We start from the raw sequence: 15,921 nt of genomic DNA, 5'->3' as shown, positions 1-15,921 counted from the left end.
ACCTAGTCGACTACATTTTTCTTTCTCTTGTTTCAATATCTGTCTCCTGCGCATAAACAGAATGCCTATCTATAAACAAATATTAAATATAAGCAAAATATTATATAAGTGTCGATATTTCTGCTAAAATTATGAAAAAAATCTCCTTCATTATGCAAATATACTTTCCAACGATTGTTTCGCTGCATTTGTCATGTTCATTGTGTAATTCAACTAGTTCTTTATTTAAAAAATTTGCGGGAATCATATAAACATTATTTATGGAAATAACACGAGTAAAAGGAAGGATTAACATGGATTCAGCTGTTTCAAAGAAAGTAACCATTTTTTCTTATATTATTGCCTTTGCAATCATTCTTGCGATGATTACAACTTCCGTATTATTGAAAGATCCTGAAATTATTTTGCCGGAAATTGCGGCAATGGCGATTGCCATGTGGGTATACCGGGAAGCGGGATGGATCAGGCAGCCATCGAAGATTTTTCTCGCACCGTCTTTCACTGCTGTGATCGGTTTTCTTGTTAATCAATTACACATTGCATTAGTAGGAAAAGTAATCCTTACACTTATCTTAATGATGCTCTTTTTGCGTATCATACGATCGAACTTGGGCCCCTCCATTGCAACGGGTTTGCTTCCGGTCGTGACAGATGCAAACGAATGGTCATTTATTATATCGGTATTCGTTTTTACTTTTATATTGATGCTTGGGGTTCTCGTATTTGGTTTGAACAAAGGACTTGAGAAGAAAGTGAACATACAGTATAAGTACAAGCTAGTGTACTTAGGAATCGTTTTTGCGTGGATTGGTCTATGCTGGTCGTTTGGCTATGAATTGATCGCTATCCCGCCTATCCTTGTTGTTGTGTATGAGTCACTTCAAAAGCCGATGTATAACGGAAAAATGGCTTTTAAACAAGGGCTTGTTCTGACAATATCTGCGACTGTCGGAACACTGTTGTACTTTGCGATTGATTCGTGGGTATTGGTAACGCTGTTAGATATGATTTTGATGCTTATACTGTTACAAATTGTTGGCATTCGTGTTCCGGCAGTGTACGCATTTCCACTGCTCCCGTTTGTCTTCCCTGATGATCTCGTAGCAATGTTGCCGCTAGGGTCGTTGATTACATGTGTATTTATGTTTGCATCGGTGTTGGCGTATAAAAAGTTAGAAATGAAGCCAAAAAAGTTTATGTTGAGGTCGACGGCAAAAAGAAAGTGATTAAATCAGAACAACTATTGATTGCTACAGGGAGAAAACCGAATACTGAATCCCTTAATTTGGAAGCAGCTCATGTAGAGGTAGGTTCTCGAGGAGAAGTCGTTATTGATGAATACTCGAGAACAACAAATCCTCGCATATATGCAGCCGGAGATGTAATAATGGGCCCTCAATTTGTATACGCAGCTGCTTACCAAGGAGGAATTGTTGCGGATAATGCGATTGGTGCGATGAATCGCAAATTAAATTTAGAAGTGGTTCCAGGTGCCACATTCACTACTCCATCAATTGCCACTGTGGGTTTGACGGAACAACAGGCAAAAGAAAAAGGAATTCAAGTCAAAACATCGGTCTTACCATTAGAAGCTGTGCCACGAGCTATTGCCAATCGCGAAACCACTGGTGTCTTTAAATTAATAGCAGATGCGAAAACATTGAAAGTATTAGGAGTTCATGTAGTAGCAGAAAATGCAGGAGATGTGATCTATGCAGCCACATTAGCTGTGAAATTTGGGTTAACAGTAGAAGACCTGCAAGAGACTCTGGCACCATATTTAACGATGGCAGAAGGATTAAAATTAGTCGCTCTTACTATCGATAAGGATGTGTCTAAACTTTCTTGCTGTGCAGGATAAATAACCATGGGAGAACGTCATATTCTCTCTATTTCAATGTCTAGGACCCCATAACATAGTGGCAACACCAATTAAACAAATACTTGCGACTATCCTATCATACAAATCAGGTGTTTTCTTATTGATCCACCATCCTCATAAAACGGAAAGAACAATAAATACACCTCCAAAAGATGCATAAACCCGTCCAAAGAAGAAAACGCTTGGAAAGTAGCAATGACGCCAGGACAAGGTATGGATAGAATCTAAAACATCTTTTTGCAGAATATAAAAATTATGTTAAATTAATCGTTTTACAATGCAGTCAACGAACTTTATGCACCTTTCGATGTCTTGCGACTGCGGCATCAGCTCTACTTTTAAAGTAGCAGCTAAATTTGTGTGAACATATAACATATCTCTGAATACATCCACTGCACCACAAAATTTAGGATAAAACCGATCTCCGGTCCCGACCACGCCTGTAATCACATTTTTTACATCTTGGTTCTCAAAGGCTCGATATAGTTCTTTCATCTCTTGAGGGATATCTCCGTTTCCCCATGTATAGGTTGCAACTATAATTGCATGAAATTGATTTAACTGACCGATTGGAAACTGATCAATAGAATATAGTGCAATATTTAAAGGATATTTCAGAAAGAACTGGTGGAGTATACTCACCAGTTCTTTTGTGTTTCCTGTTATAGAAGTATAAACGATGGCTATATTCATCTTTTAACCCCTATAATTCATCGAAACCGTTTGACTGAGTCACTTTTGTATATGTTCTAGACTTTTGTTCAAAGAAGTCCGATTTTGTTTCATTGATCATCTCATCACTAAATACGTGGATCCATGGCATTGGGTTGTCCCTGTCTTTATAAAAATTTTGCAATCCAAGCTGACGCAAACGTTTATTTGCCAAATATTCGATGTAGCCGTCGAATTCATACAAATCAATACCGTCTATATCCTTTAAGATGAAATGTGCCCACTCTTTTTCAAGCTGAACAGCCTGTCCAATTGTATGGTAGATATAATCAATATTTTCAGCTGTGTTTAATTCTGGGTTTTCCGTTAATAGAATTCGTATAAATTGGGATATAAAATAGGCATGCTGCATTTCATCCCGTTGGATATAGCTAATCATTGTACTTGTCTTCAACATTTTTTGCTGTCGGGCCAGATTATAGAAAAAGGCAAATCCTGCATAAAAATAAATGCCTTCAAGATTAATAGAATTTACACCAAGTTTAAACAGATTTAGCGGTGTAGGATTTTCGCGAAAATCTTCATATACATCTAATATAAGTTGGTTTCGCTTTTGGACAATTGGATCATTTTTTGCTTGATTGAAGCGGTGGTTTTGTTCACTTAACGGGACAAGCGAGCTTAAGATATAAGAATATGACTCATTGTGAACTGCTTCTTGTTGAGAAATAACGGCAAAAATAGCTTTAAAGCTGGAATCTGTCACATAATCCATTACCTGGAACATTGTAGGTGTTTGCAAGCTATCCAGAGAAGCCAATTGTGTGTTAATGCGCAAAAAAACATCCTGTTCAATTTTACTGAGGAGATCCCATTGTTTGATATCATCTTGCATGTTGATCTCCTGAGCTTTCCAAAAATTCGATAGTAAGGTTTGATATAAATTATACATTTGAGGATAAGCGATATCATTCCAGTTTAATAACCCGGAAGATTCCCCATTTATTATACTTGTCGATTTATTTGGATGCTGTGGATTAAGCAGCTTAATTCTTTTTAATGGTGAATGTATGTTCATCAAAGCACCCTCCTGAAAATCATTTTAGCACTTTAAAGAAACGGTGGCCTGTTCCCCCGTTTTAGCTTTGGCAGGCTTCGCACTCTTCTATTTCAGCTTGGGATGTGCTCCTTACGTAGTAAGTAGTTTTTAACCCTTGCTTCCATGCTTCGAGATGGAGGTTTAATAAATCTTTTGCTTTAATATCGTGCCGCACATATAAGTTAAAGCTGATCGCTTGGTCAATATGGCGCTGGCGTGCCGCATTTTGTCTAATGCTCCATCGTTGATCTAATTCATGTCTCGCGCGGCGATAATAATTGTAGGTGACATGATTCAAATCTGGGGCTGTTACTTTAAATTTAAAATTTTTCTTTTCTTCAGCGTATTCTACTGCGTATAAAGGATCGATTCCATCTGTTGAACCGCCGATTTTCGCTGTTGATGAGTTAGGTGCAATCGCCATCAGCCAGCCGTTCCGAATTCCATGTTTGGCTACAGCTTCTTTTAATTCGATCCAGCGGCTTGAAACATAGTTTCTTCGTTCAAAATAAAGACCAGTATGCCACTCCGAACCTATAAATTGGCTGTATGGTCCTTTTTCCTTTGCAAGTTCCATGGAAGTACAGATGGTGTAGTATGCAATCTCTTCATAAAGTTTATCTGCGTATCGAACAGCCTCTTCAGACTCCCAATGAATCCCCTCAAGAGCAAGAAGGTGATGCCAGCCAAATGTACCCAAACCGACTGCTCGGTATTTTTTATTTGTTTGTTGTGCCTGACCTACCGATATCGTATTTAAGTCAATGACATTATCCAGCATTCTGACTTGAATACGGATTAAACGCTCCAACACATTTGCTGGAACAGCTTTTGCCAGATTAATAGAGGACAGGTTACAAACAACGAAATCCCCTGGTTTCCGAACGATAACGATATTTCCATCCTTATCTTGATATTCTTTTATGATCGTTGTCGTCGACATATTTTGAGCAATCTCTGTACATAAATTACTGCAAAAGATGGAAGTGCGTCCTTCACTTAATAAATGCTTGTTCGGGTTTTGCCGGTTCACTTCATCACGGTAGAACATATAAGGCGTTCCTGTTTCCAACTGCGCGATCATAATACGGGCCATTATATCCATTGCGCGATAGGTTTTACGGGGCAGAAGCGGGTGATTGACAGCTTCTTCGTATTTCTCCGTAAAATATTTTTTATCTATTTCATCATAAAAATCTTCAAGTCCGAGGGGATTACCATGTTCATCTTTCCATCCCATGATTTGTTTGACTTGATGAGGACAGAATGTATGCCATAGCCCGATGCTTCTTCCGTTTTCATCTATTTCCTGCAATTTTTCCATAAACAAATCTGGTATTGTCACACCTGTGAAAATATCATGTGCTTTTCGGCGTTCATCTCCATTATTCGTTTTTAAATCAAGAAATCCGTTCATGATGTCTTTATGGAATATGTCAAGATAAACAGCCACGGCCCCTTGCCGCTGCCCCAATTGGTCGACACTAACGGCAGTATCATTAATTAATCGAATCCATGGCACAACCCCGGAAGAATTCCCTTTAAATTTTTTGATATCGGAACCAAGTGCCCGTACCTTTCCGAAATAGATTCCAATGCCGCCCCCGTCTTTACTTAATCTTGCGATATCCCAATTATTCAAATAAATGCCATCGAGAGAATCATCGACCGTATCAATAAAGCATGATGAAAGTTGGCCGTAACTTTTACCGGCATTTGATAGTGTAGGGGTAGCTACTGTCATATAAAGATTACTTAATGCCCAATACGCTTCCTTAACAAGGTCTAATCGGATAGACTGGTTTTCGAGTTTCATAATGGTCATGGCAATAATCATGAAACGCTCCTGTGGAAGCTCATAAATATTCCGATCGTGATCTTTTGCAAGATATCGGTCAGCAAGCAAAAAAAGTCCTATATAATTAAATAAATGATCGCGATCAGGATCTATCTCTTTTCCCAACTCATCGATTTCATCTTTCGTATAAAAGGACAGAAGATCACTAGAATAAATCCCTTTTTCGGTTAATACTTTGATGAGCTGATAAAAATCACCATACTTTGAAGAGCGGTCATAGCATCGATTGGTTGCTGCCTTTTCATATAATTCATTAAGGTATAAACGGGCCGCGACAAACGTCCAATTAGGCTGATCCATCGCTATGTGATTTAAAGCATAAAATAAAGCTTGTTGGTTTGCTTCAGACTCAGTTGCGTTCAGTTCTTTTATTCGTTTCGTGATTTCAGTAGCATCGATATCATATTTGTTTGCAGCCTGGTTGACAGCTTCCAACACGTAATGAAGATCTGAATAGGTTTCAGTACTCAAAATTTTCCCTCCTAAATAAAAAATCCGCTCAAGGTTTTTGAGCGGATGAAACGATAACATCAAAAGGTATGTAGGAAAGAAAAGACCAGTCCTATGCCTTCTGTTGCCACCGTTTCATCTTCTCAATCCCCGAAGAAGTTGAAACATCTTAAAATAAGACAGGTCTCCTGACTTATGCTTCCTCCTACTTTGAGCCCTTCCCATATAAGCACCTACAAAGCTTACTTATACAGTGGTCTGCTCATTTCGTCAGCAATTACAGTTGCGGGGGCAGCTCTGGATTCTCACCAGATTCCCTATTAAGCCTAATGGCATCTTATTTTAAGGCAACACAATATATAGTTGTTGTCGTTTTTGATTATTCAATATATAGACGTTAAGTTCAATACTAAAGTAACAGCTTTATTTTTTCAAGTATTATTTGACAAATTTAAATGAGGGTTTTATTTTATGTAAAATTTAATGACTCGCAGACGTAAATCCCTTCTGAAATCAGTTTTCTACTCTGCTTATTTTGCTGACGCACTCGTAATACAATAGCAATTAGTTTTTATTTTACAAGCCTTAAAAAACTATTATGACGATCGTTAACAAAACGAACATACATGATCGTATGTTCGTTAAATCAATCTAAAAATGCTCGTTTATTTCCCATGATTCAACTGTTAGATAAGCGGTTTGAGGATCAAATCCTTTGCCAAGTAAATACGCCATTGCTGCCACTTCTTGAAGTGCATGTTTATAAGAAGTTTGTGCTCCTTCCTTTAAACCATAGTTTACAAAAGGGCTAATTGCTGCTAAAGTAGCATTCTTGAACTGAGGGTATAGCACTTGTTTAGTCACTTGATGGGCCATCATCTCTGAATAAGGGTACTGTGGGAACTGATTATAAGGATTAACTGGATAATAATGTTGTTGATAATGATTCATTAAATTAGACTTCCTTCCTCTTTTCATTCTGTTCCATTTTATGTTTAATAACGAATTAGGTGATTTGTCCAACCACTATTATCCATAAAAATTTATAATCAAGGTAGCCACTACATATTTATATTGCACTTGTTGTGGCATCAAAATAGTTACAAATTATGAAGCCAACGCGCAGAACCGTGAGTTGATATTACGAAAAATGTAGTGGGCATACTACTTATTATCATCAACTCTCCACTTATAGCCAATTCCCCAAACAGTCAATAGTTGATCATCGATCGGGAAGCCAGCCTTGCGCAATTTTTCTCAAATATTTCGGATATGTGAGTCAATGGTTCTGTCCTCTGTTTCAGCAAGCTGGCCCCATACGTTAGAAAGTAAATGCTCCCGTGTAAACACTTTGTTGGGATTTCGTAAAAACAAACCTATTAAAGCAAATTCCTTTGGTGTGACTGTGATATGATTTTCTTTATATTTTAATTCAAAAGAGTCGTGATCCCATATTAAGCCTTTAAAAGTGACTTTCTCTTGATTTTGATTTTCGCACCTTCTCATCACTGCTTCGATAGTTCCTCCTCATTGAATGGTTTTGTCACATAATCATCTGCACCAATTCTTAATCCTTTCACTATGTCATTTATTCATAATATTTCCAATTTAATGTGCTATTGACATATTGTATATATTGTCATATTGCTTATCATAAGATGTTATAAAACCTCACATGAATAGGTGGTTTAAATGAAAAAACTTGAAGCGATTATTAGACCGGAAAGACTCACTGAGACGATTAAAGGCTTGAAGAAGATAGGAATTACAGGTTTTACCGTGTCCCAGGTAGTTGGGAGAGGGAAACAGAAAGATACTCAAGGTGTCTATCGCGGAAAAAATTATCAAGTGACTCTCCATCCAAAAGTTAAATTGGAGATTATTCTTTCTGATTATATGGTGGAGCCTACGATTAAAAAGATATATGAATCAGCTCAAACCGGAGAAGATGGTGACGGTAAAATTTACGTTTATCCAATTTTGGAAGCTTATAACATTCGAACAGGTAAAGCAGACTTTGATATTGATGATTTACTTAATCAGGAGGGGTGACTTTCATGGAGCTGATGTATTTAAATACGGTTTGGATTGTGTTAGCAGCGGCAATGGTGCTGTTTATGGAAGGTGGTTTTAGTTTACTGGAAGCCGGTTTGGTTCGTACGAAAAACGCTGTCAATGTAACAATGAAAATAATTGTCGATTTAACGGTAGGTGCTTTAGCTTTTTGGATGGTTGGCTTTGGAGTAATGTATGGGAAAGATGCGTTCGGAATCATTGGAACGACCTTATTTGGCAGCCCTGAAAAGATTGCTCTTTCTATTGAATTACCTAGTACAGCTTTTGTACTTTTTCAAATGGGATTTGCGGTAGCTTGTATTTCTATTGTGTCGGGTGCGGTAGCCGAGCGTATGAATTTTAAAGCCTACGTTTTAACAGCAGCTCTTATTTGTATCATCGTTTATCCACTTTCAGGTCATTGGATTTGGAACAGCGATGGATGGTTGGCAAAATTAGGAATGAAGGATTTTGCCGGTTCTGCTGCGATACATGCAGTAGGCGGCTTTGCTGCATTTGCAATGGCAAAACTGTTGGGACCTAGAAAAGGTAGATTTAATTCGGATGGCAGTGCCAATGTTTTTGCACCTAGTAACATTCCTTTAGCTTCAGCCGGTGCATTCATATTATGGTTTGGCTGGTTTGCTTTTAATGCAGGGAGTACATTAGATGCTTCTAATGCAGCCCTTTCATCGATTGCCATTAATACGATGCTTGCAGGTGCGACCGGGGGGACCGCTGCTCTGTTCCTGACAATGAAAAAATTCGGAAAAGCCGACCCAAGTATGACCATCAATGGCGTGTTATCCGGCTTGGTTGCAGTAACGGCAGGATGTGCCTTCGTCTCTCAATGGAGTGCAATTATCATTGGAGCTATCAGTGGTGTGATTGTAATTTATGCTACTTTATTCGTTGACCATTTAAAGGTTGATGACCCAGTTGGTGCTGTAGCTGTACATGGATTCAATGGTGTATTTGGAACCATTGCGGTCGGATTGTTTGATACATCACAAGGTCTTTTGACGACTGGTGATTTCTCCCTTTTCAAAATACAAGTATTAGGTGCAGTAATGGTAGTTATTTGGGGTCTTATCGGAGGTGCTTTTATCGCAAAAGTATGTGAAAAGACAGTCGGTTTCCGAGTAAGCGAAAGTGAAGAAGAAGAAGGTCTTGATATGTCCTATCATGGAATTCCTGCTTATAACGAATTAGAACGGTTCATGGACTTGCCTGTAAGTTTATATAATTTTGAAGAAACAACAGGTATTACTGTTGCCCCTGTTAATAGCAAAGAAAAAGTTAGCAGTAAAGTAGTTTAATAGGGAAAAGACTTCTACTGTGTATGTGAATAATACTTTAGGCTATATTGGTTCAAATTAATAAATTTTTTGAGGAGTCTGTTACTAAGGGATCATAGATCTCTATAGGTCAGGCTCATTTTTAATATAAATAGTTGCAAATCAAATCATAACAAAAATCTGCAGCAATTAACAAAAGATTAGCGTCAAGCTAAAAAAGGAAGTTTTCCAAGGATCGTACCCTTTTAAAAACCGGATGAGGGAGACATGTTGAGATCAAAAAAAATTTGAAACTCTAAAAATTGAAAAACACTTCCCTTTACATACCATACAGGGGTATGATATTTATTAAGTAAAGGAGGGAATCATATGGAATTTGAATTAGAAAATGATCCCTTCCAAGAAGAAGAGGGCTGCTGCATGGTTACTAGTGACAGGAAAAGCCATCATTCCGAGAAAGTGAAGAAAAATCTCATTACCCGCTTAAATCGGATTGAAGGGCAAATTCGCGGAATTAAAGGGTTAATTGAGAGAGATACTTATTGTGATGATGTGATTACACAAATCTCAGCAACGCAATCAGCCTTAAACAGTGTTGCAAAAATTCTTCTGGAAGGACATTTAAAAAACTGTGTTGTCGAAAGGATCCAGGAAGGCGACATGGAAGTTTTAGATGAAGTCCTTGTTACGATCCAAAAATTAACGAAGCTGTAAAAGGAGACGACAAGCATGGAAAAAGTAACATTACATGTACAAGGCATGTCTTGCGGTCACTGCGTAAAAGCGGTCGAAGACAGTGTCGGTGAGCTTAAAGGTGTATCAAATGTAACGGTTCATCTTGAAAACGGTACTGTAGATGTTGAATACAATGCAGATGAAGTGACTCTTGATCAAATAAAAGAAACCATTGATGATCAAGGCTATGAAGTTGTCCAAGTAGTGAACGTGTGAACGTGCTGACAGTGCAGCACGCTCTCTTTTTCATAAAAATATACCCTACATAGGTATGAGGTGCTTGGCGATGAGTGAAAAAATTTTAGAAAGCCAATTTCAAATAACAGGTATGACTTGTGCAGCCTGCGCCACCCGGATTGAAAAAGGTTTAAAAAAAATGAAAGGCGTTCAGGATGCGAACGTAAATCTGGCACTCGAAAAAGCCACCGTAAAGTATAACCCTACCGTGACGGGGCCGGCGGATATTCAGAAAAAAGTAAGAGATCTTGGCTATGATGTTGTAACGAATAAAACTGAGTTGATCTTGACCGGGATGACATGTGCTGCTTGTGCCGCAAGGATTGAAAAAGGGCTTAATAAGATGGAGGGGGTTATTAATGCCACCGTTAACCTTGCCCTGGAAAAAGCAGCGGTCGAATATAATCCATCCATTGTTTCACCTAAAGACATGATTCAAAGGGTTGAAAAACTTGGCTATGGCGCTAGTGTAAAAAGTGAAGATAACGACAAAGAAGCAGTCGATCATCGTTTGAAAGAAATTAAAACTCAGCAAGGAAAATTCATATTTTCATTGATATTATCGCTCCCGCTTCTTTGGGCCATGGTTGGCCATTTTAGCTTCACATCTTTTCTTTACGTTCCGGAAGCCTTTATGAATCCGTGGGTGCAAATGGCTTTAGCCACACCAGTACAGTTTTTTATCGGAAAACAGTTTTATGTTGGTGCATTTAAAGCTCTTCGAAACAAAAGTGCAAATATGGATGTACTGGTCGCACTCGGTACGTCAGCTGCTTATTTCTACAGTGTGTATTTGGCAATTGAATCGATAGAGAACAAGACTCATTCTGTAGATCTGTATTTTGAAACAAGTGCGATTTTGATTACATTAATCATTCTCGGGAAATTGTTCGAAGCAAAGGCGAAAGGCCGGTCTTCCGAAGCAATCAAGAAACTAATGGGGTTGCAGGCCAAAACGGCAACAGTATTGCGCGACGGTGTAGAAAAAGAAATTCCGCTCGAAGAAGTCGTTACCGGTGATATCTTATTAGTAAAGCCGGGTGAGAAAGTTCCGGTTGACGGTAAAATTTTGGAGGGCCGCACCGCTCTTGACGAATCGATGATCACGGGGGAAAGCGTACCGGTTGATAAAACAATCGGTGATACGGTAATCGGTGCCACAATCAATAAAAATGGTTTTATTAAAATAAAAGCAACAAAAGTCGGTAAGGACACGGCTCTTGCTCAAATTATTAAAGTAGTGGAAGAAGCTCAGGGCTCAAAGGCACCGATTCAGCGTTTGGCCGACTCGATTTCCGGAATTTTTGTACCGATTGTTGTTGGAATTTCGGTTCTTACGTTTTTTGTCTGGTATTTATGGGTAGCACCCGGAGATTTTCCCGAAGCATTAGAAAAATTAATTGCCGTTCTTGTCATCGCTTGCCCTTGTGCACTTGGATTGGCAACTCCGACGTCCATTATGGCGGGCTCAGGCCGGGCTGCTGAATATGGAATTCTTTTTAAAGGCGGAGAACACCTCGAAATGACGCACAGGATTGATACCGTAGTGTTAGATAAAACGGGTACGATCACAAACGGTGCCCCTGTTTTGACGGATGTAATAACAGAAATGGACGAAGCGGAATTTTTAACGTTAGTCGGTTCTGCCGAAAAGCAGTCTGAACATTCGCTTGCCCAAGCAGTCATAGATGGGATTAAAGAAAGGAAGATCGCTCTCGAGGATGCCGAAGACTTTGAGGCGATTCCCGGCCACGGCATTAAAGCAATGGTTGATGGGAAAGAAGTCATAATCGGTACAAGACGTTTGATGAATCAATACAATGTAAATATAGAACATGTGCTGGATCAAATGGACAGTCTTGAAAAACAGGGCAAAACAGCCATGCTTGCAGCAATTAATGGGTCATTTGCCGGAATTGTTGCGGTAGCAGACACAATAAAAGAAACTTCTGCGGAAGCTGTTCAGCGTTTGAAAGAGATGGGGCTTGAAATCATTATGATTACAGGCGATAACGAGCAGACTGCCCGGGCTATTGCGAAACAGGCAGGGATTGAACATGTAATTGCAGAAGTACTGCCGGATGGAAAAGCAGAAGAGGTGAAGAAGCTGCAGCAACAGGGCAAAAAAGTAGCGATGGTAGGGGACGGTATCAACGACGCACCTGCACTCGCGATTGCTGACATAGGGATGGCCATCGGTACAGGAACGGATGTTGCCATGGAAGCTGCCGACATTACGCTGATCCGAGGGGACCTAAACAGCATTGCCGATGCCATTTTTATGAGCAAGATAACAATTCGGAATATTAAGCAAAACCTTTTCTGGGCGTTTGCATATAATACTCTTGGAATTCCGGTTGCCGCAATCGGTTTTCTGGCCCCATGGCTCGCAGGCGCTGCAATGGCATTCAGCTCCGTGTCCGTTGTGTTAAACGCACTCCGACTTCAAAGGGTAAAATTATAGAAGAGTACTATGGCTTTATCAGCTATTATCTAGCTTATCGTTGTCGTTGGTGATTATTATGCAAATTGACGCATTTGCCGGACCACCTGTAGAAGAGATAAATCATATCGGCTAACAACAGTATAATTAACAATCAGATACTTCTCGACATGAGGAAATATAGCAACAAAATAGCACCAAAATATAAGCTTAAAAATAAAACCTGTTGTCTTAAATGTCAAAAAATGATAATATATCAACTAACAAAATACTGAGATTTATTGGTGGAGCCTGTCATCAAGGGATAGCTATGTCCTTGATGACAGGCTCTTTTGTATTTTTTAGGAAAGGTGGTATTTAAATGTTCATACTACAATTAGCAATTATTTTAATTGCTTCCAAAATTGCTGGGGGAGTAAGTGCAAGATTAGGGCAGCCTTCTGTTCTTGGCAAACTCCTGATTGGAATTATTCTGGGACCATCTGTATTAGGATTAGTAACGAATACAGATACTCTGGTACAGTTTAGTCAAATTGGCGTCATCTTGCTTATGTTTATAGCCGGATTAGAAACAGATATTAATGAGTTTAAACGAACCGGAAAAGCTTCCGCCTTTGTTGGTGTTGCCGGGATTATTGTTCCTCTTGTTTTAGGATTTTTCTCAGGAATGATGCTGAATCTTACACCTACACAATCTTGGTTTTTGGGGTTATTGCTTTCAGCTACCAGTGTAAGTATCTCTGTTCAAACTCTTAAAGAGATGAATTTATTAAAGTCTCGTGAAGGGGCAGCCATTTTAGGGGCAGCCGTTATTGATGATGTAGTCGTTATTGTTGCATTGGCGTTTTTAATGAGTTTTGCCGGCGAAGACGTTAACTTAGGCACGGTTGTATTAAAGAAGGTGTTATTTTTCGCGGGAGCCATCCTTATTGGATGGAAAGTCGTTCCTTGGTTTTTGAAAAAGTTTGCATCAATAAAAGTTTCGGAAACTGTTATTTCGTCAGCTTTAATTATCTGTTTTGCTTATGCGTACTTGGCAGAATATACAGGGGTTGCCGCGATTATCGGAGCTTATATAGCAGGAGTTGCGATTAGTTTAACAGATTACAAACATGAAGTGTTCGAAAAAATTCAAATCGTTAGTTATTCCATTTTTGTTCCTGTATTCTTCACATCCATTGGGATTTCTGCTCAGTTTGCCGGTATTGCTGAAAATTTAGGGCTTATTTTTCTACTAAGTATATTAGCTGTTCTAACAAAGTTAATCGGTGCATCAATCGGTGCAAAAATAGCTGGATTTTCTTGGAATAGCTCGTTCGGGATAGGGGCAGCGATGGTTTCTCGTGGTGAAGTAGCATTAATTATTGCTTCAATCGGACTAGAAACTAAACTTTTAAGTCAAGATATGTTTGCAGCAATTGTTGTCGTGATCCTCGTTACAACCATTGTCACTCCGCCGATGATGAAGTGGATTTTTAACCGGAAAATGCAAACAGCATCTAGAGGCATGTAGTTGTATATTTTGATCTTATAAGAAAAACCGGGTATCCGAAAACCCGGTCTTTTTTAATGTAATAGAACGGAAGATTATAAATGTGATCGACGGATCATAAATTGAAATAAAGGCTAATATATCAAAATGACGGCTCATAAATCGAAATGTAGGCTCATATTCCAAAACGAAGGCCCATAAATCGAAATAAAGACTCATATATCAAAATTTTATACTTTCCTACCAATAAAAAAAGTGGTTGCCGAATAAATCGCCAACCTCATATATCATTTATATCATCGTTTTTTCTTTTCGGTTTCTAGTAATGAAAGAGAGTGTTGTCAGGATCAATAATATTGAAAGGCAAACGGTAGTGCCGATAATATTTTCTTTATTGAAAAGAAAAGAGATGAAGATAAGCAATAAAGAAACGATTGCAAATGTCGTTGTGAATGGGAACCATTTTACCTGGAAAAATGGCTTCTCTTCATAACGGGAACGGAGCTTTAGTTGAGCGAAACAAATACCCATCCATATTAACATCACTGTAAAACCCGGTATTGACATAAGATAACTGATGACTTGATCAGGAGTCATATAGGCCAAATAGACACCAACCATAAGGCAGATACCGGTAATCATAATGCCGTTGATCGGTACTCCTTGCTTCGAAACTTTTAATAAATTTTTCGGAGCATCACCGCTTTGAGCCATGGCGTATAATGTTCTTGATGTAGCATACATACCAGAGTTTGCGGCTGATAATACAGCTGTTAAAAGGACAAAGTTCATAATGTGAGCAGCTCCGGGAAGTCCTGTTATGCTGAGCACTTGAACGAATGGACTATCTTCGCCTGAAACTTTATTCCAAGGCATTAAGCCGCAAATAATAAGAATAGGAAGGATATAAAAAAGGATGACTCTCCATACGACCCCTTTTATCACTTTCGGTAATACACGTTTGGCATCTTTTGTTTCGGTAACGGCTACACCAATCAATTCTGCTCCGCCATATGAAAACATGACGACCAATAAAGCACTCAAAATTCCTCCAATTCCATGAGGAAAAAATCCTCCGTTTGCAGTGTAATTAGCCAAAGGATCCTGAACGGAACTCGGGATCATTCCTGATAAAATAAAAAATCCTAATAAAATAAAGGCGATTAATGCCATGATTTTAATTCCCGCAAACCAAAACTCAAGCTCACCATAATATTTCACTTGAAACAAATTAATCCCCACGATCACAACTGCGCATAGGAAACTTAAAAGCCATAACGGGGCGGAAGGAAACCAAAATTTTAAGAAACTTCCAGCCGCTAGTATTTCGACAATGGTCACAATAATCCAGTTGATCCAATAAAGCCATCCGACGATAAAGGAAACGCGAAACCCGAAAGCTTTATAGATCAGATGCTGAACGTTCATATTTGGATAAACAATTGCCATCTCGGCCAACGCGGCCATGACGATAAATAATAGCAGCCCCCCTAAAAGATAGGCAAAAATGACACTCGGACCCGCTATATTTAACGTATCTGAACTTCCTTTAAAAATACCCGTTCCAATCATGCCTCCTAAAGCAATTAACTGGACGTGCCTTGGCAATAAACCTCTTTTTAAATCTTGATGACTTTTTTCCATGATGCTCCTGCCTTTCTCTCACAATATTAAAGCTTTTGTACAAAAAATTATGAAAA

At 38.8% G+C, this 15,921-nt stretch carries 12 protein-coding genes, 3 pseudogenes and 1 riboswitch; of the genes and pseudogenes, 8 read left to right on the top strand and 7 right to left on the bottom strand.

Translation table 11 applies throughout. The annotated features are described in order from the left end of the window. Positions 1 to 293: 293 nt before the first annotated feature. On the top strand, positions 294 to 1,226 hold the full coding sequence (locus C0966_RS06950) for a hypothetical protein (RefSeq protein WP_274854518.1): 933 nt from the start codon (positions 294 to 296) through the stop codon (positions 1,224 to 1,226). Further along, a pseudogene (locus tag C0966_RS06945) lies at positions 1,181 to 1,861 on the top strand (FAD-dependent oxidoreductase); the annotation flags it as partial. The gene C0966_RS06950 and the pseudogene C0966_RS06945, both read left to right, overlap by 46 nt. 33 nt (positions 1,862 to 1,894) lie before the next feature. On the opposite strand, the pseudogene C0966_RS18565 reads toward C0966_RS06945, so the two are convergent. From C0966_RS18565 to C0966_RS06920, 6 genes and pseudogenes are all read right to left on the bottom strand, one after another. Then, positions 1,895 to 2,085 (bottom strand): annotated as a pseudogene (locus C0966_RS18565) (YnfA family protein); the annotation flags it as partial. A gap of 55 nt (positions 2,086 to 2,140) precedes the next feature. Then, a complete protein-coding gene (locus C0966_RS06940) occupies positions 2,141 to 2,575 on the bottom strand; it encodes a flavodoxin domain-containing protein (RefSeq protein ID WP_274854517.1) in 435 nt (144 codons plus the stop codon). A 10-nt stretch (positions 2,576 to 2,585) separates the two neighbouring features. Beyond that, positions 2,586 to 3,632, bottom strand: a complete 1,047-nt coding sequence (locus C0966_RS06935; protein ID WP_274854516.1) for a ribonucleotide-diphosphate reductase subunit beta — start codon at positions 3,630 to 3,632, stop codon at positions 2,586 to 2,588. A gap of 61 nt (positions 3,633 to 3,693) precedes the next feature. Beyond that, entirely contained in the window at positions 3,694 to 5,982 is a 2,289-nt protein-coding gene (locus C0966_RS06930) for a ribonucleoside-diphosphate reductase subunit alpha (RefSeq protein ID WP_274854515.1), read from the bottom strand. A 140-nt stretch (positions 5,983 to 6,122) separates the two neighbouring features. Next, a riboswitch (cobalamin riboswitch) is annotated at positions 6,123 to 6,316 on the bottom strand. 296 nt (positions 6,317 to 6,612) lie between these two features. Next, a complete protein-coding gene (locus C0966_RS06925) occupies positions 6,613 to 6,912 on the bottom strand; it encodes a hypothetical protein (RefSeq protein ID WP_274854514.1) in 300 nt (99 codons plus the stop codon). Between the two features lie 213 nt (positions 6,913 to 7,125). After that, positions 7,126 to 7,547, bottom strand: a pseudogene (locus tag C0966_RS06920) (winged helix-turn-helix domain-containing protein); the annotation flags it as partial. A 106-nt stretch (positions 7,548 to 7,653) separates the two neighbouring features. On the opposite strand from C0966_RS06920, the gene C0966_RS06915 reads away from it, so the two are divergent. The 6 genes from C0966_RS06915 (at position 7,654) to C0966_RS06890 (ending at position 14,242) form a co-directional block, all read left to right on the top strand. Next, complete coding sequence (locus C0966_RS06915; RefSeq protein ID WP_274854513.1) at positions 7,654 to 8,013, top strand: P-II family nitrogen regulator; 360 nt, start codon at positions 7,654 to 7,656, stop codon at positions 8,011 to 8,013. A 5-nt stretch (positions 8,014 to 8,018) separates the two neighbouring features. Next, on the top strand, positions 8,019 to 9,335 hold the full coding sequence (locus C0966_RS06910) for an ammonium transporter (RefSeq protein ID WP_274854512.1): 1,317 nt from the start codon (positions 8,019 to 8,021) through the stop codon (positions 9,333 to 9,335). Positions 9,336 to 9,683: 348 nt separating this feature from the next. Then, positions 9,684 to 10,028 carry a metal-sensitive transcriptional regulator gene (locus tag C0966_RS06905; RefSeq protein ID WP_274854511.1) on the top strand — a complete coding sequence of 115 codons (345 nt, stop codon included), beginning with the start codon at positions 9,684 to 9,686 and terminating at the stop codon, positions 10,026 to 10,028. A gap of 15 nt (positions 10,029 to 10,043) precedes the next feature. Then, positions 10,044 to 10,265 carry a copper chaperone CopZ gene (gene copZ / locus C0966_RS06900; protein ID WP_274854510.1) on the top strand — a complete coding sequence of 74 codons (222 nt, stop codon included), beginning with the start codon at positions 10,044 to 10,046 and terminating at the stop codon, positions 10,263 to 10,265. A 70-nt stretch (positions 10,266 to 10,335) separates the two neighbouring features. After that, positions 10,336 to 12,750, top strand: coding sequence for a heavy metal translocating P-type ATPase (locus C0966_RS06895; RefSeq protein WP_274854508.1), 2,415 nt, complete (start codon positions 10,336 to 10,338; stop codon positions 12,748 to 12,750). Positions 12,751 to 13,090: 340 nt separating this feature from the next. Further along, positions 13,091 to 14,242, top strand: a complete 1,152-nt coding sequence (locus tag C0966_RS06890; RefSeq protein WP_274854507.1) for a cation:proton antiporter — start codon at positions 13,091 to 13,093, stop codon at positions 14,240 to 14,242. A gap of 270 nt (positions 14,243 to 14,512) precedes the next feature. On the opposite strand, the gene C0966_RS06885 is transcribed toward C0966_RS06890, so the two are convergent. Continuing rightward, positions 14,513 to 15,865 carry an amino acid permease gene (locus C0966_RS06885; RefSeq protein WP_274854506.1) on the bottom strand — a complete coding sequence of 451 codons (1,353 nt, stop codon included), beginning with the start codon at positions 15,863 to 15,865 and terminating at the stop codon, positions 14,513 to 14,515. Positions 15,866 to 15,921: the final 56 nt, after the last annotated feature.

The organism is Bacillus methanolicus, assembly GCF_028888695.1.
Classification (GTDB): Bacteria; Bacillota; Bacilli; order Bacillales; family Cytobacillaceae; genus Bacillus_Z; species Bacillus_Z methanolicus_B.
Note: the sequence above shows the minus strand (reverse complement) of the source record. Positions and strands in the feature narration are given on the sequence as shown.

Coding starts and splice junctions, on each gene's coding strand:
- C0966_RS06950 (WP_274854518.1), top strand. CDS start 294: ATGGATTCAGCTGTTTCAAAGAAAGTAACCATTTTTTCTTATATTATT.
- C0966_RS06890 (WP_274854507.1), top strand. CDS start 13,091: ATGTTCATACTACAATTAGCAATTATTTTAATTGCTTCCAAAATTGCT.
- C0966_RS06940 (WP_274854517.1), bottom strand. CDS start 2,575: ATGAATATAGCCATCGTTTATACTTCTATAACAGGAAACACAAAAGAA.
- C0966_RS06925 (WP_274854514.1), bottom strand. CDS start 6,912: ATGAATCATTATCAACAACATTATTATCCAGTTAATCCTTATAATCAG.
- C0966_RS06895 (WP_274854508.1), top strand. CDS start 10,336: ATGAGTGAAAAAATTTTAGAAAGCCAATTTCAAATAACAGGTATGACT.
- C0966_RS06885 (WP_274854506.1), bottom strand. CDS start 15,865: ATGGAAAAAAGTCATCAAGATTTAAAAAGAGGTTTATTGCCAAGGCAC.
- copZ (WP_274854510.1), top strand. CDS start 10,044: ATGGAAAAAGTAACATTACATGTACAAGGCATGTCTTGCGGTCACTGC.
- C0966_RS06935 (WP_274854516.1), bottom strand. CDS start 3,632: ATGAACATACATTCACCATTAAAAAGAATTAAGCTGCTTAATCCACAG.
- C0966_RS06915 (WP_274854513.1), top strand. CDS start 7,654: ATGAAAAAACTTGAAGCGATTATTAGACCGGAAAGACTCACTGAGACG.
- C0966_RS06905 (WP_274854511.1), top strand. CDS start 9,684: ATGGAATTTGAATTAGAAAATGATCCCTTCCAAGAAGAAGAGGGCTGC.
- C0966_RS06910 (WP_274854512.1), top strand. CDS start 8,019: ATGGAGCTGATGTATTTAAATACGGTTTGGATTGTGTTAGCAGCGGCA.